Genomic DNA, 23,669 nt, shown 5'->3' with positions numbered 1-23,669 from the left:
TTAATGCTAACTCGTGTTTTCAATGACGACTATCGGTAAAATAGCATCACGTATTGTTATTTAGCGGTTCTTATATGTCTGAGCAAACTTTCATCCAGGGTCCAGTAGGTAAAATTGAACTTTTCGTTGACCGCCCTGAAGGTGAAATCAAAGGCTTTGCGGTTGTTTGCCATCCGCATCCATTGCAAGGTGGAACCCCTCAACATAAAGTCCCTGCCCTTTTAACCCAAATCTTTAATGAATATGGCTGTATTGTTTATCGCCCTAGTTTCCGTGGCTTAGGCGGCAGTGAAGGTATTCATGATGAAGGCCATGGTGAAACTGAAGATATCTTAGCTGTAATTGAACATGTTCGTAAGCTTCATGAAGGTTTGCCATTTTATGCAGGTGGCTTTAGCTTCGGCTCACATGTTTTGGCAAAATGCTTTGCACAGCTTAATCCTGAATTACGACCTGTACAGTTAATTTTGTGTGGTTTACCAACGGCTACCGTAGTAGGTTTGCGCCACTATAAAACTCCAGAAATTCAAGGTGATATTCTACTCATTCATGGTGAGCAAGATGACATTACCTTGCTTTCAGATGCGATTGCATGGGCGAAACCTCAAAAGCACCCAATTACGATTTTACCGGGCGCTAACCACTTCTTTACAGGCTATTTAAAACAGCTTCGCCAAATCATTACACGCTTTATTATTATGAAATAAGCAGTAGTTTGATGGACATAGATTGAGTCTATGTCCATCATTTCATAAGCCCTGTAACTACTAAAAATTATTCCAACTTAATCCAAAACGGGCCAAATATTTTTTCACTCGATCACTATCGTTCGTTGTATTACGTTGTTGACGAGACACCGAAAAGAGTTGTCTTCCCACCTCTGCCATTGATTTTGAATTTTCACAAACCTCAAGTACCCCACGTAATTGAATCTGGTCAAATTCATCTATTTGCTCTAGTTGTTCAGAACTCAAATAGTTCAATAGAATGTCTACATCTCTATTTCCATCATTGCAAGATGCGGTCTGAATAAGCCAAAGTTGCTTTAACCGTTGAATTTCTTTTTCTACAGTTTCACGGCGAATTAACTCACCTTGCGATAAAGTTGCTAAACGAGTCACGCTCGCGGCTAGATCTCTAAAATTTCCTTGCCATGATGCATCTGCTGATTTAGCAAATTTTAAATACATTTCTAAAGCATCACGTTGAAAACGTAATTGTCTTTGATGAATTGCTGCAAAACGTTGTAGCTCAAAATCAATGTTGGGGGCAATATCTTCTATACGGTCTTTTAAATTTGGTAAAAAGAATGTCCATGTATTCAAACGGGCCCATAAATCTTCACGAAAACGACCAGCCCGAACTTCATTACGTAAATCACGGTTAGTACCCGCTATCAGCTGAAAATCTGCCTGAATTTCCTTATCACTTCCAACTGGAAAGAAGCTTTTGTCTTCAAGCGCTTTAAGAAGCATTGCTTGTTCATCAAGCCCTAACTCACCAATTTCATCTAAAAACAAAATGCCTTGGTCAGCACTTTTTAGTAGACCAGCACGAGAAGCAGCTGCTCCTGTGAATGCACCTTTTATATGACCAAATAAAGTGGACATGGCACTATCACCACGTAAAGTCGCACAGTTAACATCAATAAAACGACCGCTTAATTGAAATTTATCTTTCTTTAACTGAAAAATCTGTTTTGCCAAATGAGACTTACCAACACCTGTTGCACCCATAATTAAAATAGGCGCACTAGAGCGAGTTGCAACTAATTCAACCTCCTCAATAAGCTGATTAAAGGCTTTATTATGAGTAGAAATATTTGCTTTAAGTTGTTGCCAATTTTGCTTTTGTTCATCATCGAATCGCTGTTTTAAAACATCGTATCGAGATAAATCCAGATCAATAATTCTATATTCACCTTCTGAGGTCTTTTGTTGATTAGGTGAACTCTGAATAAGTTGAGCTGGAAAATAATGTGCATCAACTAATAAATACCAACAAATTTGGGCAACATGTGTTCCCGTTGTGATATGCAATAAATAGTTATTTTTTTCGACATCAAACGGATATGTTTTTACAAAATCATAAAGTGCCCCATACACCTCTGCAAAATCCCAAGGATCTTTAATACTGACCTTATGTCCAGAAATCTGTGTTTGTGGAGAAATTTCTTTCGCGTCTGCTGCTATAGATTTAACTAAATTATGATGTTGCCGATCATGTAACAACACCAATTCATCTACAAGCAAATCTTCATGCATTAACAGGCTAATTGTAGGACGCCAACGCTGCCAGCGATCTGGCCTTCTTCCCTGATCAAGTGTAGAACCGACAAAGCCAATAACGACTGTTTTCTTTGCATCCGCCATAATTTCTATAAAATTTTATAAGTGTCTATAATATACAATACGCATTTGACCAAAAAATTCCAAGAATATGCTTCATTTTACTTTTTTAGGCACATCTTCAGGTGTACCCACCCTGACACGTAATGTTTCAGGATTAGCGGTTCGTAACAGCAAAAATAAGGACTGGATTTTAATTGATGCAGGAGAAGGTACACAGCACCGCATTCAACAAGCTAAACTTTCATTACAAAACCTAGTTGCCATTTGTATTACACACGTTCACGGCGACCATTGTTATGGTCTAGTTGGTTTACTTGCAAGTGCTGGCATGAATGCCCGCAGCAAACCATTAATCGTGATTGCACCAAAAGAAATTCAGCAATGGTTTGAAATCACCGCCCAACTTACAGATTTATATTTGCCCTATTCACTCCAATTTATTGATGTGAATGAAGCGACACAGCCACAGCAGATCACCGATGAATTCATCGTTCAAGCACATCCACTAAGCCATCGTGTTCCAAGTTTTGCTTTTAGCATCTATATCAAATCTATTCACAAGAAATTAGATACCCAAGCTCTAACTCAGCTTGGCGTACCTCAAGGAGATATGTGGGGCCATTTAAAACGAGGCTATGATGTTGAATTTGAGGGACAAACTCTAAAAGCTCAAGACTTTATCAAAGTTCAAAACCAGCAAATTCATGCAGTTATAGGTGGAGATAATGACCAACCTGAACTGTTAGCAGACGCTTGCAAAGATGCTCAACTACTCATTCATGAATCAACATACTTGCAAACAGTTTTAGATAAGGTGGGCAAAGGTCCAATGCATAGTTCAGCAAAAATGGTGGCTGAATTTGCAGAACAACAATCTCTGGGTAATTTAATTCTGACGCATTTTAGCCCTAGACATCAGGATAGAACTGGACAGCAAGCTATTATTGAAGAAGTTCTCCAGTTTTATAAAGGTCATTTTTATTTAGCAAATGATTTTGATGATTTTACTTTAAACGAAGCTGGACAGCTTTTAAAAGTCGATAAAAATCGTAAAGCCCATTAATAACATATATCTAAAAAGATATTTAAATATATTTTTAGATATATATTAAACGTTAAAATCTCCAATAAAAATTAATCACACAGAGAAAATAATTATTTTTATATATTATTTTCAATAACTTATATTTTAATTAAGTGATTTTTAAAAAAGTTGGCACACTCAGTGCAATAGTACAAAGCACACAACATCATTGGGATATTGTGAATAACACCTGCCTGCAAACGCTTGGCAGGCAGGCTTTGAAAGGAAAAGAAAATGTCTGTCATTGAAGAAATTAACCAACAAGCTCAATTTGAACAAAAGCAGCAAGAACCTGCTTACCAAGTTCTGCAAAATGAAAAAACTATGCCAGTCAAAATGTGGACTAAAGGCGTGCTTGTTGATGACAACTCAAAACAACAATTATTGCAAACTGCTCAAATGCCTTTTATTTATAAATGGATGGCTGTAATGCCAGATGTACACTTCGGTTTAGGCGCAACTATTGGTAGTGTAATTCCAACCAAAGGGGCAATTATTCCTGCTGCTGTGGGTGTAGATATTGGTTGTGGAATGATGGCAACCCGTACAAGCTTAACTGCTTCAGATTTACCAGATAACTTACATGCTCTACGTACTGAACTAGAACGTTTGATCCCACATGGAATGACTAAACGCGGACGCGATCGAGGTTCATGGGAAACTCCACCAGAAATGGTAGATCAAGCTTGGGCTGATTTGGTTGCAGATTTTGAATACATTTGTGCCAAACATCCACGTTTGAAAAACACCAATAACCGCAAGCATTTGGGAACTTTAGGTACAGGAAACCACTTTGTCGAAATCTGTTTAGATGAGCATGATCATGTGTGGATTATGTTGCACTCAGGATCCCGTGGTGTAGGAAATGCTATCGGTAATCATTTTATTGAGCTTGCACGTAAAGATATGCAGAAGCATTTTATTAACTTGCCAAATAAAGATTTAGCATATTTAGTCGAAGGAACTGAACATTTTGATGATTATTGGTTTGCCGTAGGTTGGGCTCAACGCTTTGCCATGAAGAACCGAGAAATCATGATGCAATCTGCGATTAAAGCCTTGGCTACGATTGTACCAAAGCCTTTTCAGGCACGTTTGGAAGCAGTGAACTGTCACCATAACTATGTGGAAAAAGAAGAACACTATGGTGAGGAAGTGATGGTTACCCGTAAAGGTGCAGTCCGCGCGCGTTTAGGAGAATACGGAATTATTCCCGGTTCAATGGGTGCAAAGTCCTTTATTGTACGTGGACTTGGAAATCAGGAATCTTTCTGCTCATGTTCGCATGGCGCAGGCCGTGTTATGAGTCGTACTGAAGCAAAACGACGCTTTACTGTTGAAGATCAAATTGCCCAAACTGAAGGTGTGGAATGCCGTAAAGATGCTGCAGTTATTGATGAAATTCCTTCTGCATATAAGCCTATTGAAGATGTAATGAAAGCTCAAAGCGATTTGGTTGAAGTGGTTTATACATTAAGACAAGTGGTGTGTGTTAAAGGGTGATTATGAAAACTTTATTTTTCCCCTTGCAACTAGAGTCAATCAAACTCGAAGAAGGTAGCTTATATGTCTCTCCTTCTGATAATGGCAAGTTACAAGTCATCAAAATATTAAAACTTGATGACTATGGCGCTCATATTGCAATGTATGAAAATCAATATAAGCATTTTCCCAAATATATAGATGAGACGACATTAACTTTTGGAAAATACAATACAACTAATGAAGTTTTAAGTATTGGGCACTTACCACTTTCTTATTCAGCATTAGCGACCTATAAATTACTTTTTGTTCAAAGCGGCATAACAGGTGAAGAAGAACTTGAGGGTTATAAAATGTGGCAAGAGGCCTCAGGTGGTTATTTCTAATATTAAGGAAATAGAATAATGAAACTCGCAGAAGCTCTTTTACTGCGAAGCGATCAACAAAAAAAGCTCGCTTCGTTAAAACAACGTATCAATGCCAATGTATTGGTACAAGATGGTGATGAACCAAGTGAAGACCCTAATGAACTCATCAAACAGGTGTTTGCTTTAACCCAAGAAAGCAATCAGTTGATTTATCGTATTCATCTAACCAATACTCAAGCAAAGTTAGAAGATGGAAAAACGTTATTATCACTACTGAGCTTAAGAGATAGTTATGCTGAACAGCATAAGATCTTAATGGATGCGATTGCCAATACACATCGTGAATCTGATCGTTATAGCTCACGTGAAATTAAGTGGAAGAAAGTCATTCCTGTTTCTAGCTTACAAAAGCAAGCTGATGATATCAGTGCGAAACTCCGTGACTTAAACGTAAAAATTCAGGCTGCCAATTGGCAAATTGATCTAATCGATTAAACAATAGATTTTGTGAAATCATTTTCACAACCAAAGTTTGGGCATACTGGGCGAGTACAAGATCCTGCGTTACTCCGATCTGAGGGATTGAAGACAATTCAGGCGGCTATGGCAGCATGTGAGCCGTGCATCGATATTCACTTATCAGGCTCAGCACTATGCACCTAGTAAATCTTTGTCGAAAGCAAAGTTACACGTTACTTCGCACTACCATGTACTGACAGTATGTTCATTAAATTAAAAAATAAGGAAAATAGAAGTGAATAAAGCTTTGGCAAATATGCCAACAACCATTCAAATTGATGGCTCACAAGGTGAAGGCGGTGGACAGATTTTAAGAACTGCCCTTGCCCTTTCAATGATTACAGGTCAGGCATTTGAATTAACTAATATACGTGCTGGGCGTAAAAAACCAGGTTTAATGCGTCAACATTTGGTTTGTGTACAGGCATCTCAACAAATTAGCCAAGCTTATGTAGAGGGTGCTGAATTACATAGCCAACGTTTATATTTCACACCTCAACATGTTCAAAGTGGGAAATATCAATTTCAAATCGGCTCCGCAGGAAGTACCACACTAGTTTTACAAACACTTCTACCTGCTTTGTTATTACAAAATGAAGTCTCTGAGCTTACTATTTCAGGGGGTACACACAACCCACTTGCACCAACAGCAGATTTTATTGAACACTGCTTTTTACCTGCTCTAGCGAAACTTGGCATTAACGTCGATTTTAAATTAAACAAAGCAGGCTTCTTTCCAATTGGTGCGGGTGAAATTCAAGTTACGATTCAGCCGTGGCAACATCGCAACAAACTAAATTTATTAGATCGTGGTGCTTTGCAATGTACTGAGGCGTTTGCAGCAGTATTAAATCTTTCAGAAGAAGCGCAAATTGCACAACGAGAATTAGCGACTTTAAATAGAAGACTGAAATTGGATACACAAAAGCAATTTCAGCTGAATGGAATCAGCCAAGGTAATACAGTTTACGTAAAAGCCACCCATCAACATCACACTCAACTGTTTACAGCTTTAGGTGAAATGCGAAAAAGTGCAGAGCAAATAGCTGATCATTTAGCAAAAGATGTAAATCTATATTTATCTTCGCAGGCTGTTGTAGATGAGTATTTGGCAGATCAATTGCTTCTACCTTTAGCTTTAGGGCAAGGTGGCGAATTCACCACACAAAGTATTAGCGAACACACTCGTACTCAAGCAGCCATGATTGAAAAATTTATTGATTGTGAAATCGGGTTTGTCGAGTTAAGTCCAGATCATTTTCATGTAAAGGTCAACGTTTAAGAAGCTCACTAATGAGCTTCTTATTTCTAAAAAATTACTCTACAGATGCCAAAGCCGTCACCAACAACTTCCAGCAATTATCTACAGTATCAACTTTTACTCGCTCACCCGGTGCATGTGCACCTTGAATATCAGGTCCAAATGAAACCATCTGTAAATCTGGATAGTGCTCGGCAATAATCCCGCACTCTAGACCTGCATGAATTACTTTGAGCTTTGGCTCAATGTTAAACGCCTTTTGATAGGCTTGCTGTAAGCACTTTAAAGCAGCCGAATCTGGATTTGGCGTCCACCCCGAAACCAACGGCGTGAGTGTAGAAGCGATATTAAATTGACTAAAATGCGCCTGAATTTTCTTTGCAAAATCTTCAGCTTCTTGGTTCACCATTGAGCGGACCATTAAGACAGCTTTTCCACCCTCTCGATTTAATTTTACAACCCCAATATTATTTGAAGTCTCAACCACATCTGGAAGAGCTTGACTCATACTTGCAACGCCGTATGGACTTGTTGCCAAAGCTTGTAGCCATTCATTTTGCTGTTGTTGAATAATCACTTGATTCGTTTCAACGCTAGTAGCTTGAATAGTTAATCGCAGGTTGTCATCAATACCCTGTAGCTGTTTTTTCCATGTCGTTTGATATTCAGCGAGTAATTTTTCTAATTCAGGTAATTGGTTAGGCGAAATCGCAATAGTTGCAACTGCTTCTCGAGGTAGTGCATTACGAGCTGAACCACCACTAAACTCAACAAGTCTTCCACCAAGCTTTGCTAAATACTCATTTAAAAAGCGGGCCAGAATAACATTGGCATTGCCACGTCCTAAATGAATATCTACACCAGAATGACCACCTTTGAGGCCAGCAACCTGAATATTTACAATGGTCAAGTTTTCAGAAATTTTTTCATAATTAAGTGGCTGCTCGACTTCAACATCAATACTACCAGCACATCCGAGATATAACTCGCCCCACTCTTCTGTATCAATATTGAATAACCATTTGCCTTTTAGCACACCTGCCTGTAAAAGCCGGGCACCACTCATGCCTGCTTCTTCATCAACTGTTAAAAGAACTTCAATAGGGCCATGAGCAATATCATTTGAATCTAATACAGCTAAAGCTAAGGCTACCCCAATGCCATTGTCTGCACCCAAAGTGGTGTCTTTGGCAATTAACCAGCCATCCTCAAGTATTGGGCGAATCGGGTCTTTAAAGAAGTCATGTACAGTACCTGTGTTGGCTTGTGTGACCATGTCTAAATGGCCTTGAAGAATGACTCCAGACACATCTTCCCTCCCCGCAGTCGCATTCTTGCGGATAATCAAATTTCCTACTTCGTCTATGTAAGTTTCTAAATTTCGACTTTGTGCCCAGTTTTTTAAAAACTCACGCAGTTGCTGTTCATGCTTTGATGGACGAGGAATAGTGCAAAGTGTTTGAAAATGCTGCCAAACGACTTGAGGAGATAACGCTGCAATATCAACTTGTGTCATGAAAACCACACTCTAATTATGTAAATATCTTAATAATTTCAATATACACAATGCATTAAAGATAGGTAGGGATTTCAGGAAAGATTTTGTATTTTTATCTTTAATCTAAAGAGAGTACGACTTTTCTAAAAGTCGTACTTCATTAAAAAGTTTTAAGAATCGTTTTATTTAATTTTTCCATTCAAATGCTGAAAAACTTTGATCGGCTTTCAAACTATTTTCAACTGCCTGTGCGAGCTGACGAATAATGCTTTGTGTTTCAATTTTCTCAAACCAGTCTTGTTCTTCATCTGGATTGGCAGAAATTTCACACATCAAATGCCCATCATGGTCTGTTTTTTGGCAAGTAATAGACAAAGGTAAAAGATGATTATCAATACTCACTTCTACTTTTTCATGTTCATGCACAATATGTTGTGCATCAAAACCATAATGCCCCAATTGTTTAAATAATAAAGCCGCTACATATTCTTGGGTGATATGGCATTCATTTGGTGGATGATCAAGCACCCCATGTTGTGGGCAACTGGCAATAAATTGTAATTTTTTCATCCTTTGTCCTAACACTATTATCATTATCTGCACTTAGCATAAGCAATAAACAAACAGCAGCCAAGCATTTAGCCCGCTGCTGCCGTTGCTATTGTGTTAGCAATTATAAAATGTGTTAGGTAAAAAGTTATTGGCTAACTTCAATCGTTAAGCCTGCACGATTCGCCAACTCAGTAAAAGTTGGGAAGCTTGTCGCAACTGTTTCAGTGCCCTGAATCGTAATCGGACCAGAATTACGAAGGCCTGCCATACTAAAGCTCATGGCAATACGGTGGTCATGGTGTGATTCAACTTCACCACCAGTAAAAATTGGTGACCAATCGCCAGACTTACCCTTACCTTCAATAATGATGCCATCTTCAGTTGGTGTGCAGTCAATGCCCATGATTTTTAAGCCATCTGCCATCACTTGAATGCGGTCAGACTCTTTCACGCGAAGCTCTGCTGCGCCAGTCAATACCGTTTGGCCTTCCGCACAAGCTGCTGCAATAAATAAAGCTGGGAATTCATCAATCGCTAAAGGTACTTGGTCTTCAGGCATGTGAATGCCTTTAAGCGTGCGTGAACCCTTAATATGAATATCAGCAATCGGCTCCCCACCAGCAATACGTTCATTTTCAACAGTGAGGTCAGCACCCATCTGTTTTAAAATTTCGATCACACCAGTACGTGTTGGGTTAATACCTACAGCTTCAAGCACAACGTCGGCGCCTTCAGTAATTGCAGCACCCACCATAAAGAAAGCAGCAGATGAAATATCTGATGGCACTTGAATGTCAGTGCCCACTAATTTACCGCCACCAACAAGGGAAATTTTGTTGCCTTCAGTCTTAACATCATAACCAAATGCACGAAGCATGCGTTCAGTATGATCACGAGTTGGCTCTGGTTCAGTTACCGAAGTTTCACCTTCAGCCCATAGGCCAGCAAGTAGAATGCCTGACTTTACTTGAGCAGATGCCATAGGTAAATCGTATTGAATACCTTTTAATTGCTGGCTACCCGTAATGCTTACAGGTGGTGTACCTTTTTCACCTGTAGTCTGAATTTGTGCGCCCATTAAACGCAATGGCTTAGCAATACGCTCCATTGGACGTTTAGAAAGTGAAGCATCACCTGTCATGACTGAATCAAATTTCTGTGCTGATAACATGCCTGAAAGCAAACGCATGCTTGTACCAGAGTTACCCATATACAATGCACTTGCAGGTGCTTTTAAACCATGCATTCCTACACCATGAATGGTCACTTCACCATTCTTTGGGCCTTCAATGCTTACGCCCATATCACGGAAAGCTTGCAAAGTTGCTAACGCGTCTTCACCTTCAAGGAAGCCAGTGACATGAGTCGTGCCTTCGGCAATAGCACCAAACATAATGGAGCGATGTGACACAGATTTGTCACCCGGTACGGTAAATTTACCTTTAAAAGTTTTATTTCCCGGTAAGATACTGAATTGCTGTGTCACCTTATTTTTCTCCATTAAAGGTTTTTTGGCTAACATATGATTGAAATGCTGACGGGCTGCCTGAGCATGGCCAAGCAAACCCATTAATGCATGAGAGTCTTCGTTTTCAATCAATTTTCTAAGTACAGTAAGCTGCTTTTCGAAGCCATCTACAGCATTTAATATAGCTGTTTTATTGGCAAAGAAAATGTCATGCCACATTTGGGGATCACTGGCAGCAATCCGCGAAAAGTCACGAAAACCACCTGCTGCATAACGGAAAATATCGAGATTATCTTCACGGTTTGCAAGTTGCTCGACCAGATTAAATGCCATCAAATGTGGTAGATGACTCGTATGGGCCAACACTTCATCATGCTTGGCAACATCCATACAAATGACTTCGGCTTTTGCTGCCGACCAAAGTTGAATCAGTTTATCAACAGCCCATTCTGCACTTGTTGCTAACGGCGTTAAAATCACTTTATGATTTGCAAATAAGTCAACTTTACCCGCGTGAACACCTGTATGTTCACTACCTGCAATAGGATGCCCTGGCACAAAACCTTCTGGTAAATCTTCACCAAATACAGCTTTTGCTGCATCAACGACATTACCTTTTGTACTTCCCACATCGGTTAAAATTGTGGTTGCTGACAAATAAGGTTTAATTTGCTCAAGCACTTTTTGCGTAGCACGCACTGGCAAGGCTAAAACGACTAAATCTGCCCCTTTCACGGCTTCAACTGGATCAGAAAATCCTTCGTGTATTAAGCCAAGTGATTTTGCATCTTCTAAAGTTTTATGTGAGCGCGTAGATGCCACAATAGTTGTCGCCAACTTTTCTGCAACAATAACACGAGCTAAACTCGACCCGATGAGTCCTAAACCAATAAATGCAACTTTTTTAAATAGGGGTTGTGACATAACTTCAACTTTGCTTTTGCTCAAAGATATTTAAACCATTGAGCAATTTGTTTTTAAGCATAATGACATGCTTATCTTAATGCATGTCATTATTCCAACATAAGTGATTACAGAACAGCAGCAGGATAAGAACCTAAAATACGGATCTCTTTCACCATTGGGCGAATATCATTAATCGCAGCAGCAACATTCTCTTGTTCGATATGACCTTCTAAATCGATAAAGAATACATAGGCCCATTTTTCAGGTAATGCTGGACGAGTCTCAATACTTGTTAAGCTAATATTATGTTTTGCAAATGGCGCTAAAATTTCTAATAAAGCACCCGCACGGTCATGCGCTGAAATCAATAATGATGTTTTATCATTGCCACTTTGTGGAATTTTTTCACGACCAATTACTAAGAAACGTGTTGTATTTTCCGGATTATCTTCAATATTGCTATGTAAGATTTCAAGGTTATACATGCCCGCTGCGATATCAGATGCAATCGCTGCCGAATGCCATTCGTTGCGAATACGGCGCGCAGCTTCTGCATTTGAGTTTAAAGCAACACGCTCAACACCCGGATAATGCGCATCTAACCATTGGCGACATTGAGCCAAAGTTTGCTGATGAGCATAAATCTGCTTAATACTGTCTTTACGTGTATTTTCAGAAACAAGGAATTGATGATGAATACGTAATTCAACTTCACCAATCACGTTTAAATTCGATGTTTTAAAGCAATCTAAGGTATGGTTTACAACACCTTCAGATGAGTTTTCAACTGGAACTACACCGTAATGGGCACTACCTGCTTCCACTTCACGGAAGACTTCATCAATTGTTGGAAGTGGGCGTACAACCGCATCTTTACCAAAATGCTTAAGTACAGCAGATTGAGTAAAAGTACCTTCTGGCCCTAAAAATGCAATACTTTGCGGCGCTTCTAAAGCAAGGCAAGCAGACATAATTTCACGGAACAAACGCGCCATGGTTACATCAGACAAAGGACCTTGGTTACGCTCCATGACTTTACGTAAGACTTGCGCTTCACGTTCAGGACGATAAAACAAAGGATTCTCTTCGGAAGCAAATTTAGCTTTCGCAACTGCTTCAGCAAGGCTTGCGCGTCGATTTAATAATTCTTGAATCTGTTGATCCACGCTATCAATATCTTCGCGAATTTGTTCTAAACTAAGAGAAGTCGTTTTGTTTTGATCATCGTTGATCATTGGAATGCAGCCTCAGCAAAATCATCTTTTAAACGAGAGTATAACAATAGTCTGCTTTGATTTGTTAGGCAATATGGCTGTATTGGCTTTTTTCATTAAACCATCTTGGTCGGATTCCTCAGATCGCTTTATTTGATAATGATTTTCATTTATCATTTACATAATAAATTTTATTCTTGTTTATTATGCATAACTCATTTTTCTTTTTATCTTGCAGTTTTCTTTTGAGCTCATTAGTAAGTGGCTCTGTTTTTGCTCAAACTTCTACACAAAATCAATCAAAAATTGTTTTTCAAAACAATCAGGCACAATTTCAAATTAACTCTAAAAATACAGGCCATGATTATCTTATCCAAATTTATAAACCACCCGTTGCCCCACCGCAACATGGTTATCCGGTACTTTATATATTAGACGGAAATGCAACCTTTCCAAGTGCAGTCAATATCGCTCAATCTATTGGGGCAGGTTCTACAAAATTAGGTCTAGACCCGCTCATGATCGTTGCGGTCGGTTACCCCAAACAAAAAACTTTTGATGTACAAAAACGTGCTTATGACTACACCCCAAAACCTTCTGCTGAATTTCAGGCTCAAGGTAAATATAAATATGGTGGTGCTGATCAGTTTATTGCATTTTTAAATAACGAACTCAAACCGGAAATCGCCAAACAGTTTCCAATTAATAGCCAGCAGCAAAGTATTTATGGCCACTCATTTGGAGGGTTATTTGTGCTTTATCAATTTTTTCAAAAACCTGAAGCATTTCAACGTTACATTGCAGCCAGCCCTTCCCTGTGGTTTGATCAAGGCATGCTATTTCAAAAATTAAACTATTGGCAGAGTCAAAAACAAAGTAATTCTCCGATGCTTTTGACTACAGTCGGCACCCATGAGCAAGGAGGACCTCGTACTCAATCTGATCATTACTTTAATGAAAAAGATTTCTTTAAAACTTTGGAAAACCGCCGCTCAGCCCAATTTGCTTATTGGCATTTTTATAATCCTGCTGAACAACATATTACCAATTTGTATGCGAGTTTGCCGAAAGCACTTATGTTTGCTGCATGCCAAAACTTAGAAAGCTGTAAACCTTTATTTGATGAGCCTACAGAGCAAACAACTGAATAAAACCCACTTAAATTTAAAGTGGAGCATTTCACTCCTCTTAAAGACAAAGCTCTTAATCGATAGATTAGTTATACTGTCTGAAGATGTCATAACAACAGTAAAATAGAATGAATAAAATTATTGTTTTAGGTCTACTGAGTTTAATTAGTGTCAGTCTAACGGCTTGTGGCGGCTGTCCCCTCATCGCGGGGTGCAATGGTACTGATCCGTCCCCGTACTATATGACGACTGCCAGCAATCAAGTTCGGGGCATTCCCGTGCCAGCCCAGACTAAACTCACCTACAAGTCACAACATTTTAGGCAGGAATTTCAGCAAACACATGCCTTAAAAGAGAAAAATTTAACAGCTATCGCGTTACCAGAAAATACGGCAATCGTTTGGGGAGGCATGCCAGTAGACATGTTTATACAGTTTTATAATCCCGAAATGAAAGGATTTTCAGTCTATCCTGCGAAAGGATTTAAAACAGAATTATCAAATGATTTTTTACGTTTATGGAAAAGTTGTGAAAGTGATTTAAACATTAACCTAAAGAATCCTAATGACTGGTCATTTAATCCTAAAAATATGGAAATAACTGGTTGTGGTGTCGTCTTTCAAAAGCGCAGTGAGTATACCGAAGACTCATTCCGTCAAGATGAAGCAGATGAGTTTTTAAAAAAGATGAATCATGCATTACAGCAATTACCGAAACAACAAGACTACCCTGTCATTCAACAGAAGACCAAATAGTTAAAAACAAAACAGCCCGTTCTAGGACAGGCTGTTTTTTCTCTGCTTAATTAGGCTTTGCCAATTAATCCACGTGCTACGATTTCTTTCATAATTTCATTTGTACCACCGTAAATACGCTGAATACGGGCATCTACAAAGAAACGAGAAATTGGATATTCGGTCATATAGCCATAACCACCAAAAAGCTGAAGCAAGTTATCTGCGACTTTCATTTGCATATCGCTACTGAAACTTTTCAATGCCGCAGCCGTTTCTACATCTAGTTTACCTTCTTGATATAAGGCAACGTTTCTTTCATAAAAAGCTGCTGTTGCAAGCTCATCAATTTTTGCTTGTGCCAAAACAAAACGCGTATTTTGGAATTGTGAAATGGGTTGACCAAATGCTTGGCGTTCTTTTACATAAGCCGTTGTCAAATCAATTGCACCGCGGATTGCACCAATTGCAGTGGATGCAATTGCAGTACGTTCACGTGGTAATTCTTGCATTAAATAAGCAAAACCTTGCCCAGCTTGACCAAGTAACTGGTTTTTAGGCACTTTCACATTGTCAAAAAACAGCTCAGATGTGTCTTGAGAATGTAGGCCGATTTTGTCTAGATTTGTGCCTTTTTTAAAGCCTTCCAGATGTGTATCTGCTAGTAATAAGGACACACCTTTCGCCCGTGCTTGAGGATCAGTTTTTACTGCAAGCACAACAAGATCAGCATGCTGTCCATTTGAAATAAAGGTTTTTGAACCATTTAGCAAATAATGGTCGTCTTGCAAAATGGCACTGGTACGCATTGATTGTAAATCCGAGCCTGCTCCAGGTTCAGTCATACCAATTGCACCAACCACTTCACCTGTTACCATTTTCGGTAACCAATATTGTTTTTGCTCTTCTGTCCCGATGTGTAAAATATAGGGTGCAGCAATTTCAGAGTGGCAAGAAATGGCTGTTGATAATGCACAAAAACCGGCACGTGCAGACTCTTCAACCAACATTAATGAATAGTATGTCGGAACCCCATAACCACCGTATTCTTCAGGGACATCCACACATAAATAGCCATTTTCACCCAGTTGATTCCAAACTGAACGAGGCATGATTCCTTCGCGTTCCCATTGGTCGTAGTGAGGCGCAATATGCTCACTCATAAAACGTTTAAAATTATCACGGAATAATTCTAAATCTGCATCGTATGCCAACATAATATTTTCCTTCAGCTTTATTGTTTTATCGAACCTCGTTGTTGTGCATGCTAATCATTTTTCAAGCAACTGTCATGGCATAGCTGCTCATTAAAACTGTACTTTTCAGTCAGCCAATAAAAAAGGAAGCCACAGCTTCCTTTTTTATATAGGTTTATTCGAATTAATCTAGACCTTCAGCGACTTGAGGAGTTTTTTGTTCCATCATTTTTCTGTCGACTTCATCAGGATTGTTTAATGCTTCATTCAGCTTATCTTTATCTAAAGCACCCACCCATTTAGCAACAACAATCGTTGCTAAAGAGTTACCAACAAGGTTGGTTAAAGCACGTGCTTCTGACATGAAACGGTCAATACCTAAAATCAATGCTAAACCTGCAACAGGAATATGTCCTACAGCAGACAACGTTGCTGCCATAACAATAAAGCCAGAGCCAGTTACACCCGCCGCCCCCTTAGATGAGATTAAGAGTACCAATAACAAAGTGATCTGATGTTGAATATCAAGCTGAGTATTCGTTGCTTGGGCAATAAAGATGGCAGCCATGGTCAAATAGATTGATGTTCCATCAAGGTTAAATGAATAACCTGTTGGAATAACCAAACCGACTACAGACTTTTCACAACCTGCAATTTCAAGTTTACGCAACATACGCGGCAAAACAGATTCAGAAGAAGATGTACCAAGTACAATTAATAACTCTTCACGAATCATGCGAATCATCTTGAGGATACTAAATCCACTAATACGGCTGATTGTACCCAAGATCAAAAAGATAAAGAGTAAACACGTAATATAGAAGCAGATAATGAGTTGCCCTAATTGTACGAGTGAACCAACACCATATTTACCAATGGTGAATGCCATTGCGCCAAATGCGCCAATCGGTGCCAGTTTCATTACCATGTTCACAATGTTAAAGAACACATGTGCAACTTGATCAATAAATTTTAAAACTGGACGTCCTGCATCACCTAACTTATGTAAAGCAAAACCAAAGAGAATTGCAAAAAGAAGGACTTGTAAGATTTCACCATTTGCAAATGCACCAACCACCGTATCAGGGATGATGTGCATTAAAAAATCAATGGTAGATTGTGACTCACCAGAACTGACGTATTTTTGAATGCCCGAAGTATCAAGAGTAGTAGGGTCAACATTCATCCCTACACCCGGTTTAGCGATGTTAATTACAACAAGGCCAATTAGAAGTGCAATTGTTGAAACAACTTCAAAGTATAACAAGGCAACGCCGCCAGTTTTTCCGACTGACTTCATGCTTTCCATGCCAGCAATACCGCTCACCACGGTACAGAAAATAACTGGAGCGATGATCATCTTGATCAAACGAATAAAGGCATCACCTAATGGCTTGAGTTTTTCACCTAAACCTGGAATATGCTGTTCGACACCATTGACAATTTGCGTTGAGCTTGGGGAAAAATGCCCTACCAAGATACCCGCAATAATCGCAATAATCACTTGAAAATAAAGTGATTTATAAATCGGTTTTTTAGCCATAACTTTACTTCAATCTATATTTCCAAGTCCGTTGGAAATACCAAAATGAAACGTCTATTCTTTACGAATACACAGCCCTAACCTTTCACATGAACACCGCAAAAGGGAAACGGTTCTTTGTAAACAAAAAACCTTCCTACTACCTCAATGAAAACAAAAAAGCTGTTTTCTAAAACAGGAGAATACCTGAAGTTCCTAACCACTTTGAGTAGTTAGAAATAACCTCTTACTTTTTAATAAAAAGCTGAAGATATAGGAGAATCACAGAAAATTATGATATGAGTGCTCAAAAAAGCACGAGAAAGTGTACTCGAATTAAATAATGATTCGATTAAATTTTTGGCTAATACGCGCAAAAAACACCCATGTGGCCCTAAGACTTTAGTATAAGAAACACTTTTGATATTTTTTCGACAGTTTTTTATGTCATATTGATTAAATACTTGTGGACATTTCATTTTGAGCTGCCTGCATCCCATCATTTTTATTGTTTTTGAACTACGATGAATACTAAACGTAATATCTATAAAGATGCTGAACACCCCTTCGCTCAATATGTCCGTATTTTAGGTAAGGGAAAAAGTGGTTCACGTTCCTTAAGCTATGAAGAAGCGTATCACGCGTTTACCATGATTTTAAAAGGTGAAGTGCTTGATGTGCAGTTAGGCGCTTTTTTAATGCTACTTCGGGTTAAAGAAGAATCTATTGATGAACTCGCAGGATTTGTTCAAGCGACTAGAGACCAGCTTAATTTTCAGCCTTTAGAAGTTGATTTAGACTGGTCATCTTATGCAGGTAAACGTAAACATTATCCGTGGTTCTTGTTAGCAGCCCTTACCCTTGCTCAACACGGTTATAAAATTGTTATGCACGGTGCATCAGGCCATACCCTTAACCGCGTCTATACTGAGCAGGTTTTAGAATATCTTGGTTATCAAATTTGTCATTCTGAACAAGAAGTGCGTACTCAGTTAGCAGAGCAAAATTTCGCTTACTTACCTTTAGACGTGATTTCACCTGTTTTAAGTGAACTGATTTCTTTAAGAAATGTGATGGGATTACGCTCGCCTATTCATACTTTAGCCCGCTTAATAAATCCTTTTAATGCAAAAGCCACCTTACAAGCTATATTCCATCCAGCTTATAGAACTTCCCATCAACATAGTGCACTGCGCTTAGGCTATCAAAATAGTGCAGTCATTAAGGGTGAAGGCGGTGAATTTGAGCGAAATCCAGATGCAAAAACATTAATTTGCGGTATTAAAAATGGTGAGCTTTATGAACACGAGTTACCAAAACTCACGCCTGAACGTAGTCCAACTGAAGAAGAGTTAGATTTAGCAACTTTTAAAGCAGTGTGGCTTGGTCAACAGCACCATGAATACGGTGAAATGGCAGTAACAGAAACCATCGGAATCGCACTATATACCATGGGAGTTGTTACTAGTTTTGAAGAGGCAATGCTGAAAGCAAAAGCATTATGGAATAGTCGTTTCTAATATATGTATGACCAAGGTTATATCGGATAGCCTTGGTTTTAAGGCTCAATATAATAAAAATCTGGCCAAAATGGATATTCCTGACCTGAAGAATGAATATTTCTTAGTTTCAAGTGATCACCTATTTTGATTGTAATCTTATTAGAATCGTAGGAACCCGAAAGATAAGCATCTCGTTGTTGACCAATAAGTGTCTTACAATATAAATGATGTGCTTTGATCTTTTGGGAGCTTCGTATTGTTTGCGACTCCAGCACCTGAATCCCAATCAATAACATGGGATAACCGTCGTTCTTTATACTTGTATATTTAGCTTGAGGTGAAGTGTATTTCCGACTCGCAACAACCTTCACGTTGAGTAAACATTCAATCGGCTGTTTGGCTAATGCAGCACCACTAAACAATATTAGAAATAATAGTACGTAAATAGGTTTTAAACGTTTCATAGGATTCTTTATTATATTTTGATAAACATAAAAAAAGCCCAGTAATCACTGAGCTTCTTAAATTAAACAAAACGAATTGGCTTAAATTCTGGCTCATGCTTGTGATGATCATCATCACACTCTTCACCTTCCTCTTTCGTACCACGGTCAATATAGCCGCTACGCTGTTCTTCTGGTAAGTTTTTCAACTCCCAAGCAATGACAGCTTGCATACAAGTCTCACGCTGCTCTTTTGTTAAAACAACGCCATTTGGCCATTTACCAATTTCTACTGCTGTTTTTAAACGCTCTACAATTTCAGGGTTTAAAACAGATAGCATTTGTTCAATATTCATGATTCATCTCTTTGGAAAGATTCAAAATCTTGGTTCCAACCAAGTTTGGTACGGCAGGCCATATAGAAATCATAACCTGGTGGATGCAATAAACTTAGTTTAAATGGATGTTTGCGGATGTGTAAACTATCTCCGACATTCAGCGATATACTATGTTGTCCATCAGCACTCACCATCGGCAAAACTCGATTTTCGCGAATAACAATTTTAATTTCGCTTTGCCCACCGACTACGATGGGACGTGATGACAATGTATGGGGATGCATTGGAACTAATGCAATCGCATCCATACTTGGATGTAAAATTGGTCCACCGCCTGACAAAGCATAGGCAGTTGATCCTGTTGGAGTAGAAACAATTAAACCATCACTATGCTGGCGATAAACATATTGACCATCAATGTTGAGTTCAAAGTCAATCATATGGACGGACTTACCCGAATGCAAAACAACATCATTTAAAGCGATTGCATCATAAATAACTTCGCCATTTGTTCGTACTTCCATTTCAAGTAAGAAACGGCGATCAAGTTGAAAATGCCCTTGAAGCACTTGGTCAAGTTTAAAAATGGCTTCTGAAGGTTTGATATCAGTTAAAAAACCTAATCGCCCACGGTTAATGCCAATAACAGGGGTATTATAACGGACCAACGCTCTGGCTGCATGGAGTAGAGAACCATCGCCTCCAACCACAATAACTAAATCAGCAACTTCACCTAATAGATGACGGCTTACTATCTGTGCATGATCATAAGGCACTAATTCGGCTGTTTCCTGATCAAAAATGGGGTTCAAACCTAAGTTCAATAAATGATCATGAATTAAACATAGTGTTTCTACAACTGATGATTTATCTGGTCGACCGATTAACCCGACGTTTCTGAAGGACTTATGTGAAATTTGCACGAATGAGTAAGCTCCGCTGCGATACTCGCATATAATAACATTAACCCGATTAATTTAAAAAAACATAACTACAAGATGCTGTAAAATTCAATCTAACTTTTCCAATTATTCACAGTTTTATCATTGCAAATTGATGACAAGCTATCGCATCATTACAGGCATTGTTAGGGTTTTATCTCATTTTTATGAAGTTTGAACGTGGTATCGGTTTCTTTGCACTAATCTTTTCCATTTTGGTCATTGGTGCTTTTATTGCTCTTAGTATCTATCTGATTCGTTTAGATAATATTATCCGTGAAAAATTTGAAGGACAGCGGTGGGATATTCCTGCCAAAGTGTTTGCAAGACCTTTGGAAATTTATAACAACGCGCCTATTTCTCAAGCAAATTTCACTCAAGAATTAAAGTTATTGGGTTACAAAACTTCAAGTAATTATGACAAGTCTGGAAGCTATGTTGCTCAAGGCAGCAATATGTATATCCACACACGTGGTTTTGACTACGGTGACAGCGTTGAACCAGAACAAGTCTTAGAGTTAAGTTTTGCAAATGATCAAGTTGTTGAAGTTAGAAGTACTAAACCCTCTTCAACCGGCGTTGCACGCTTAGAACCGCTACTCATTGGAGGAATTTATCCTCAGCACAATGAAGACCGTGTACTCATTAAACTGAATAATGTCCCTAAACCACTCATTGAAGCTTTAATTTCTACAGAAGACCGCAATTTTTATCATCATCATGGTATTTCAATTCGCGGTACAGCTCGTGCATTGGTGAGTAATGTCACTGGTGGAAAACGTCAAGGTGGCTCAACCCTGACTCAACAATTAGTTAAAAACTTCTATCTCACCCCTGAACGCACACTCAAACGTAAAGTCAATGAAGCATTAATGGCTTTACTCATCGAACTGCATTACAGCAAAGATGAAATTTTAGAAGCGTATTTAAATGAAGTGAATCTGGGGCAAAATGGTAGCTACTCAATTAATGGCTATGGTTTGGCTTCACAATTTTATTTTGGTTTACCATTACGTGAACTTAGCGTTGCACAACAAGCTTATTTAGTAGGTTTAGTGCAAGGCCCTTCTTTATATAATCCTTGGAAAAACCCTGAAGGTGCAAAAAAACGCCGTGATACTGTCTTAAATAATATGCGTGTGATGGGTTATTTAACTCAAGCTGAATATGAAGATGAAATTGCACGTCCTTTAAATGTGTTAAGTAAACCAAGTTTAGGGCCTGCAAAATTCCCAGACTTTTTAGATATTGTACGTCGTCAATTACGTACAGAGTATCAAGAAAGTGATTTAACCAATCAGGGATTACGTATTTTTACGACCTTAGATCCAATTACTCAAACTCAAGTTCAAAACGCGTTTAAAGCTTCAGTAGACCGTTTGGCTAACAGTAATCCAGCACGTTTGAAAAATCTACAAGGCGCTGTATTGATTGCACATCCTGAAAACGGTGAGTTAGTTGCAGCGGTTGGTTCTACACAAGACTTTACTGGTTTTAACCGTGCTTTGGATGCGAAACGTCAAGTCGGTTCTTTATTGAAACCTGTGATTTATCTAAGTGCTATTGAATCTGGACGTTATAACTGGGCAAGCCAAATTGAAGATGCGCCGATCAGTGTTCCTGTAGATGGTGGTAAAAGCTGGACACCTAAAAACTATAGCGGTGGTGGACATGGTGTAGTCAGTCTGAGTGAGGCATTAGCAAACTCATATAACCTATCTGCTGTACGCTTGGGTCAAGAATTTGGTCTATCTACATTTAGCAATAATTTAAGAAAGTTTGGTGTTGAGTCAACGATTCCTGCCTACCCTTCTATTTTCCTTGGGGCAGTCAATATGTCACCAATGGAAGTACTTGGAATTTATGAGAACTTCGCTACAGGCGGTTTTAAATATCCAACTCGTGCGATTCGATCTGTCGTAGACGCGAATGGTCGTCTGCTTGACCGTTATGGCCTTAATGTTCAACAAACGATTGATCCTTCTGTCGGCTATATCATGAATTATGGCCTACAACAGGTGATGTCTTCGGGTACTGGTCGTGCAGCTTATAGCAGCTTATCTCCAGCTTTAAAATTGGCAGGTAAATCAGGTACGACTAACGATACACGTGATTCATGGTTTGCAGGTTATTCGGGTAACCATGTCGCTGTAGTATGGTTAGGTTTAGATGACAACAAAGTGACTGGCCTAACAGGTTCATCTGGTGCATTGCCAGTATGGACTAACGTGATGAAACAGTTACGCCAAACTCCTGTGAATATACGTCAACCAGACACTGTACAGTGGCAGTGGATTGACCGTGCAACAGGTGATTTATCTGCTCAGGCTTGTGATGGCGCTATGTATATTCCGATGCTAACGCATACGGTTCCACATCGTGCTACGCCATGTGCAGCACCGTATTATCAAGTTGATCCAACATATACGCCACAAAGTGATAACACAACTCCTGACTCTCAGGATGATAATACCGACAGTTATATTCGTGAAAGTGAAAGCCAGATGCAACAAGATCTGTCAAATAACTCACGTGTGATTTCAAGTGGTAGTTATAACAACTAAGCGTTAACAGGAAAGTAGGATATGTTGAAGAAAGGTGTTTTTTATATTGGTGCTGTACTTATGGTCGGCTGTACAACTTTGCCTGATCATTCCGACTCCAAAGAGAAAACACCTGCCCCACCAGTGAAGAAGAATACGGAGACTCCATCGGGTGTAAAAATTACACCTTATGAACATCCGGAAATTCAACGCAAAAATTTACAGGTTATTGTTCCGCAGCAAAAAAAGCCTCAACATTTTAGTGATGATGGCAGCCAGTTACCTGCATTTAAAGTCTTAATGCAAAAAACACAGCAGGCTTACAAAAACCAGCAATGGTCAGAAGCTGAACGCTATGCGCTTCAAGCACAGCGTTTAGCTCCTCAAGCCGCAGAAACATATCTATTTCTTGCCCTTACGGCAAATCATAAACAGCAATATTCTAATGCTGAATCTCTAGCGCGACGTGGTTTAAGTTTTGCCCAAAGTCAGGCCATGAAAAAGCAACTTTGGTTGACCATCTTAAAAGCTGGACAACAACGCAATAATCAAAAAACTGTTCAAGAAGCGCAACAAGCATTAAAAGCCCTCTAGCTTTTAATGCTTTTCTATTTTCT

Annotated in this window: 21 protein-coding genes; 11 read left to right on the top strand and 10 right to left on the bottom strand. The window is 39.0% G+C overall.

Features of this window, described 5'->3' with window-relative positions; translation table 11 throughout:
* The first annotated feature begins 74 nt into the window (after positions 1-74).
* A complete protein-coding gene (locus MKL38_RS06740) occupies positions 75-707 on the top strand; it encodes an alpha/beta hydrolase (protein WP_004643457.1) in 633 nt (210 codons plus the stop codon).
* A 60-nt stretch (positions 708-767) separates the two neighbouring features.
* Here MKL38_RS06740 and rtcR read toward each other — a convergent pair whose 3' ends face one another.
* Positions 768-2,372, bottom strand: coding sequence for an RNA repair transcriptional activator RtcR (gene rtcR, locus MKL38_RS06735; protein ID WP_132069098.1), 1,605 nt, complete (start codon positions 2,370-2,372; stop codon positions 768-770).
* 67 nt (positions 2,373-2,439) lie between these two features.
* Between rtcR and MKL38_RS06730 the strand changes: the two genes are divergently transcribed.
* The 5 genes from MKL38_RS06730 (at position 2,440) to rtcA (ending at position 7,086) form a co-directional block, all read left to right on the top strand.
* Positions 2,440-3,414, top strand: coding sequence for a ribonuclease Z (locus MKL38_RS06730; protein ID WP_270902867.1), 975 nt, complete (start codon positions 2,440-2,442; stop codon positions 3,412-3,414).
* Positions 3,415-3,669: 255 nt separating this feature from the next.
* Complete coding sequence (locus MKL38_RS06725; protein WP_270902866.1) at positions 3,670-4,938, top strand: RtcB family protein; 1,269 nt, start codon at positions 3,670-3,672, stop codon at positions 4,936-4,938.
* Positions 4,939-4,940: 2 nt separating this feature from the next.
* Positions 4,941-5,303: a hypothetical protein gene (locus MKL38_RS06720; protein ID WP_231764879.1), complete on the top strand. Its 363-nt coding sequence runs from the start codon at positions 4,941-4,943 to the stop codon at positions 5,301-5,303.
* An 18-nt stretch (positions 5,304-5,321) separates the two neighbouring features.
* Positions 5,322-5,780, top strand: a complete 459-nt coding sequence (locus MKL38_RS06715; RefSeq protein ID WP_270902865.1) for a DIP1984 family protein — start codon at positions 5,322-5,324, stop codon at positions 5,778-5,780.
* A 259-nt stretch (positions 5,781-6,039) separates the two neighbouring features.
* Positions 6,040-7,086 carry an RNA 3'-terminal phosphate cyclase gene (rtcA, locus tag MKL38_RS06710; protein WP_270902864.1) on the top strand — a complete coding sequence of 349 codons (1,047 nt, stop codon included), beginning with the start codon at positions 6,040-6,042 and terminating at the stop codon, positions 7,084-7,086.
* A 34-nt stretch (positions 7,087-7,120) separates the two neighbouring features.
* Here rtcA and MKL38_RS06705 read toward each other — a convergent pair whose 3' ends face one another.
* The 4 genes from MKL38_RS06705 to pheA form a co-directional block, all read right to left on the bottom strand.
* Positions 7,121-8,581, bottom strand: a complete 1,461-nt coding sequence (locus MKL38_RS06705; protein WP_270902863.1) for an aminoacyl-histidine dipeptidase — start codon at positions 8,579-8,581, stop codon at positions 7,121-7,123.
* A gap of 168 nt (positions 8,582-8,749) precedes the next feature.
* Positions 8,750-9,133, bottom strand: a complete 384-nt coding sequence (locus tag MKL38_RS06700; protein ID WP_004643460.1) for a hypothetical protein — start codon at positions 9,131-9,133, stop codon at positions 8,750-8,752.
* A gap of 127 nt (positions 9,134-9,260) precedes the next feature.
* A complete protein-coding gene (locus MKL38_RS06695; protein ID WP_270902862.1) occupies positions 9,261-11,507 on the bottom strand; it encodes a bifunctional prephenate dehydrogenase/3-phosphoshikimate 1-carboxyvinyltransferase in 2,247 nt (748 codons plus the stop codon).
* Positions 11,508-11,614: 107 nt separating this feature from the next.
* Positions 11,615-12,724, bottom strand: a complete 1,110-nt coding sequence (gene pheA / locus MKL38_RS06690; protein ID WP_003650703.1) for a prephenate dehydratase — start codon at positions 12,722-12,724, stop codon at positions 11,615-11,617.
* 185 nt (positions 12,725-12,909) lie between these two features.
* Between pheA and MKL38_RS06685 the strand changes: the two genes are divergently transcribed.
* On the top strand, positions 12,910-13,854 hold the full coding sequence (locus MKL38_RS06685) for an alpha/beta hydrolase (protein WP_270902861.1): 945 nt from the start codon (positions 12,910-12,912) through the stop codon (positions 13,852-13,854).
* A gap of 107 nt (positions 13,855-13,961) precedes the next feature.
* Positions 13,962-14,588, top strand: coding sequence for a hypothetical protein (locus MKL38_RS06680; protein ID WP_270902860.1), 627 nt, complete (start codon positions 13,962-13,964; stop codon positions 14,586-14,588).
* A 50-nt stretch (positions 14,589-14,638) separates the two neighbouring features.
* On the opposite strand, the gene MKL38_RS06675 is transcribed toward MKL38_RS06680, so the two are convergent.
* Both MKL38_RS06675 and MKL38_RS06670 read right to left on the bottom strand, forming a co-directional pair.
* Positions 14,639-15,784: an acyl-CoA dehydrogenase family protein gene (locus tag MKL38_RS06675; protein ID WP_174728694.1), complete on the bottom strand. Its 1,146-nt coding sequence runs from the start codon at positions 15,782-15,784 to the stop codon at positions 14,639-14,641.
* 163 nt (positions 15,785-15,947) lie between these two features.
* Positions 15,948-17,306: a dicarboxylate/amino acid:cation symporter gene (locus MKL38_RS06670; protein ID WP_056481146.1), complete on the bottom strand. Its 1,359-nt coding sequence runs from the start codon at positions 17,304-17,306 to the stop codon at positions 15,948-15,950.
* A 503-nt stretch (positions 17,307-17,809) separates the two neighbouring features.
* Here MKL38_RS06670 and MKL38_RS06665 point away from each other — a divergent pair.
* The gene (locus MKL38_RS06665) at positions 17,810-18,805 is read left to right on the top strand and encodes a glycosyl transferase family protein (RefSeq protein WP_270902859.1); all 996 of its coding nucleotides are present in this window, start codon (positions 17,810-17,812) and stop codon (positions 18,803-18,805) included.
* A 38-nt stretch (positions 18,806-18,843) separates the two neighbouring features.
* On the opposite strand, the gene MKL38_RS06660 is transcribed toward MKL38_RS06665, so the two are convergent.
* The 3 genes from MKL38_RS06660 to MKL38_RS06650 all read right to left on the bottom strand — a co-directional run bounded on the left by MKL38_RS06660 (position 18,844) and on the right by MKL38_RS06650 (position 20,491).
* Positions 18,844-19,251, bottom strand: coding sequence for a hypothetical protein (locus MKL38_RS06660; RefSeq protein ID WP_003650692.1), 408 nt, complete (start codon positions 19,249-19,251; stop codon positions 18,844-18,846).
* 62 nt (positions 19,252-19,313) lie between these two features.
* Positions 19,314-19,586, bottom strand: coding sequence for a YeaC family protein (locus MKL38_RS06655; protein ID WP_004643467.1), 273 nt, complete (start codon positions 19,584-19,586; stop codon positions 19,314-19,316).
* The gene (locus MKL38_RS06650) at positions 19,583-20,491 is read right to left on the bottom strand and encodes an NAD(+) kinase (RefSeq protein WP_003650688.1); all 909 of its coding nucleotides are present in this window, start codon (positions 20,489-20,491) and stop codon (positions 19,583-19,585) included. The genes MKL38_RS06655 and MKL38_RS06650 overlap by 4 nt, the downstream gene beginning before the upstream one ends.
* 185 nt (positions 20,492-20,676) lie before the next feature.
* Here MKL38_RS06650 and mrcB point away from each other — a divergent pair, with 185 nt between their 5' ends.
* Positions 20,677-23,073 carry a penicillin-binding protein 1B gene (mrcB, locus tag MKL38_RS06645; RefSeq protein ID WP_270902858.1) on the top strand — a complete coding sequence of 799 codons (2,397 nt, stop codon included), beginning with the start codon at positions 20,677-20,679 and terminating at the stop codon, positions 23,071-23,073.
* A 21-nt stretch (positions 23,074-23,094) separates the two neighbouring features.
* Positions 23,095-23,646, top strand: coding sequence for a tetratricopeptide repeat protein (locus tag MKL38_RS06640; protein WP_151826465.1), 552 nt, complete (start codon positions 23,095-23,097; stop codon positions 23,644-23,646).
* Positions 23,647-23,669: the final 23 nt, after the last annotated feature.

It is taken from the genome of Acinetobacter sp. AOR14_HL (genome assembly GCF_027855175.1).
Classification (GTDB): domain Bacteria; phylum Pseudomonadota; class Gammaproteobacteria; order Pseudomonadales; family Moraxellaceae; genus Acinetobacter; species Acinetobacter calcoaceticus.
This window is presented reverse-complemented; position numbering and strand designations above follow the sequence as displayed.

Excerpts from the sequence above, each read along its gene's own strand:
- MKL38_RS06675 (WP_174728694.1), bottom strand. The coding sequence starts at position 15,784 with ATGTTGGCATACGATGCAGATTTAGAATTATTCCGTGATAATTTTAAA.
- MKL38_RS06730 (WP_270902867.1), top strand. The coding sequence starts at position 2,440 with ATGCTTCATTTTACTTTTTTAGGCACATCTTCAGGTGTACCCACCCTG.
- MKL38_RS06665 (WP_270902859.1), top strand. The coding sequence starts at position 17,810 with ATGAATACTAAACGTAATATCTATAAAGATGCTGAACACCCCTTCGCT.
- MKL38_RS06670 (WP_056481146.1), bottom strand. The coding sequence starts at position 17,306 with ATGGCTAAAAAACCGATTTATAAATCACTTTATTTTCAAGTGATTATT.
- MKL38_RS06715 (WP_270902865.1), top strand. The coding sequence starts at position 5,322 with ATGAAACTCGCAGAAGCTCTTTTACTGCGAAGCGATCAACAAAAAAAG.
- MKL38_RS06700 (WP_004643460.1), bottom strand. The coding sequence starts at position 9,133 with ATGAAAAAATTACAATTTATTGCCAGTTGCCCACAACATGGGGTGCTT.
- MKL38_RS06705 (WP_270902863.1), bottom strand. The coding sequence starts at position 8,581 with ATGACACAAGTTGATATTGCAGCGTTATCTCCTCAAGTCGTTTGGCAG.
- MKL38_RS06725 (WP_270902866.1), top strand. The coding sequence starts at position 3,670 with ATGTCTGTCATTGAAGAAATTAACCAACAAGCTCAATTTGAACAAAAG.
- rtcR (WP_132069098.1), bottom strand. The coding sequence starts at position 2,372 with ATGGCGGATGCAAAGAAAACAGTCGTTATTGGCTTTGTCGGTTCTACA.
- MKL38_RS06660 (WP_003650692.1), bottom strand. The coding sequence starts at position 19,251 with ATGAAACGTTTAAAACCTATTTACGTACTATTATTTCTAATATTGTTT.
- MKL38_RS06740 (WP_004643457.1), top strand. The coding sequence starts at position 75 with ATGTCTGAGCAAACTTTCATCCAGGGTCCAGTAGGTAAAATTGAACTT.
- MKL38_RS06720 (WP_231764879.1), top strand. The coding sequence starts at position 4,941 with ATGAAAACTTTATTTTTCCCCTTGCAACTAGAGTCAATCAAACTCGAA.
- MKL38_RS06685 (WP_270902861.1), top strand. The coding sequence starts at position 12,910 with ATGCATAACTCATTTTTCTTTTTATCTTGCAGTTTTCTTTTGAGCTCA.
- MKL38_RS06680 (WP_270902860.1), top strand. The coding sequence starts at position 13,962 with ATGAATAAAATTATTGTTTTAGGTCTACTGAGTTTAATTAGTGTCAGT.
- MKL38_RS06640 (WP_151826465.1), top strand. The coding sequence starts at position 23,095 with ATGTTGAAGAAAGGTGTTTTTTATATTGGTGCTGTACTTATGGTCGGC.
- mrcB (WP_270902858.1), top strand. The coding sequence starts at position 20,677 with ATGAAGTTTGAACGTGGTATCGGTTTCTTTGCACTAATCTTTTCCATT.
- MKL38_RS06695 (WP_270902862.1), bottom strand. The coding sequence starts at position 11,507 with ATGTCACAACCCCTATTTAAAAAAGTTGCATTTATTGGTTTAGGACTC.
- pheA (WP_003650703.1), bottom strand. The coding sequence starts at position 12,724 with ATGATCAACGATGATCAAAACAAAACGACTTCTCTTAGTTTAGAACAA.
- MKL38_RS06655 (WP_004643467.1), bottom strand. The coding sequence starts at position 19,586 with ATGAATATTGAACAAATGCTATCTGTTTTAAACCCTGAAATTGTAGAG.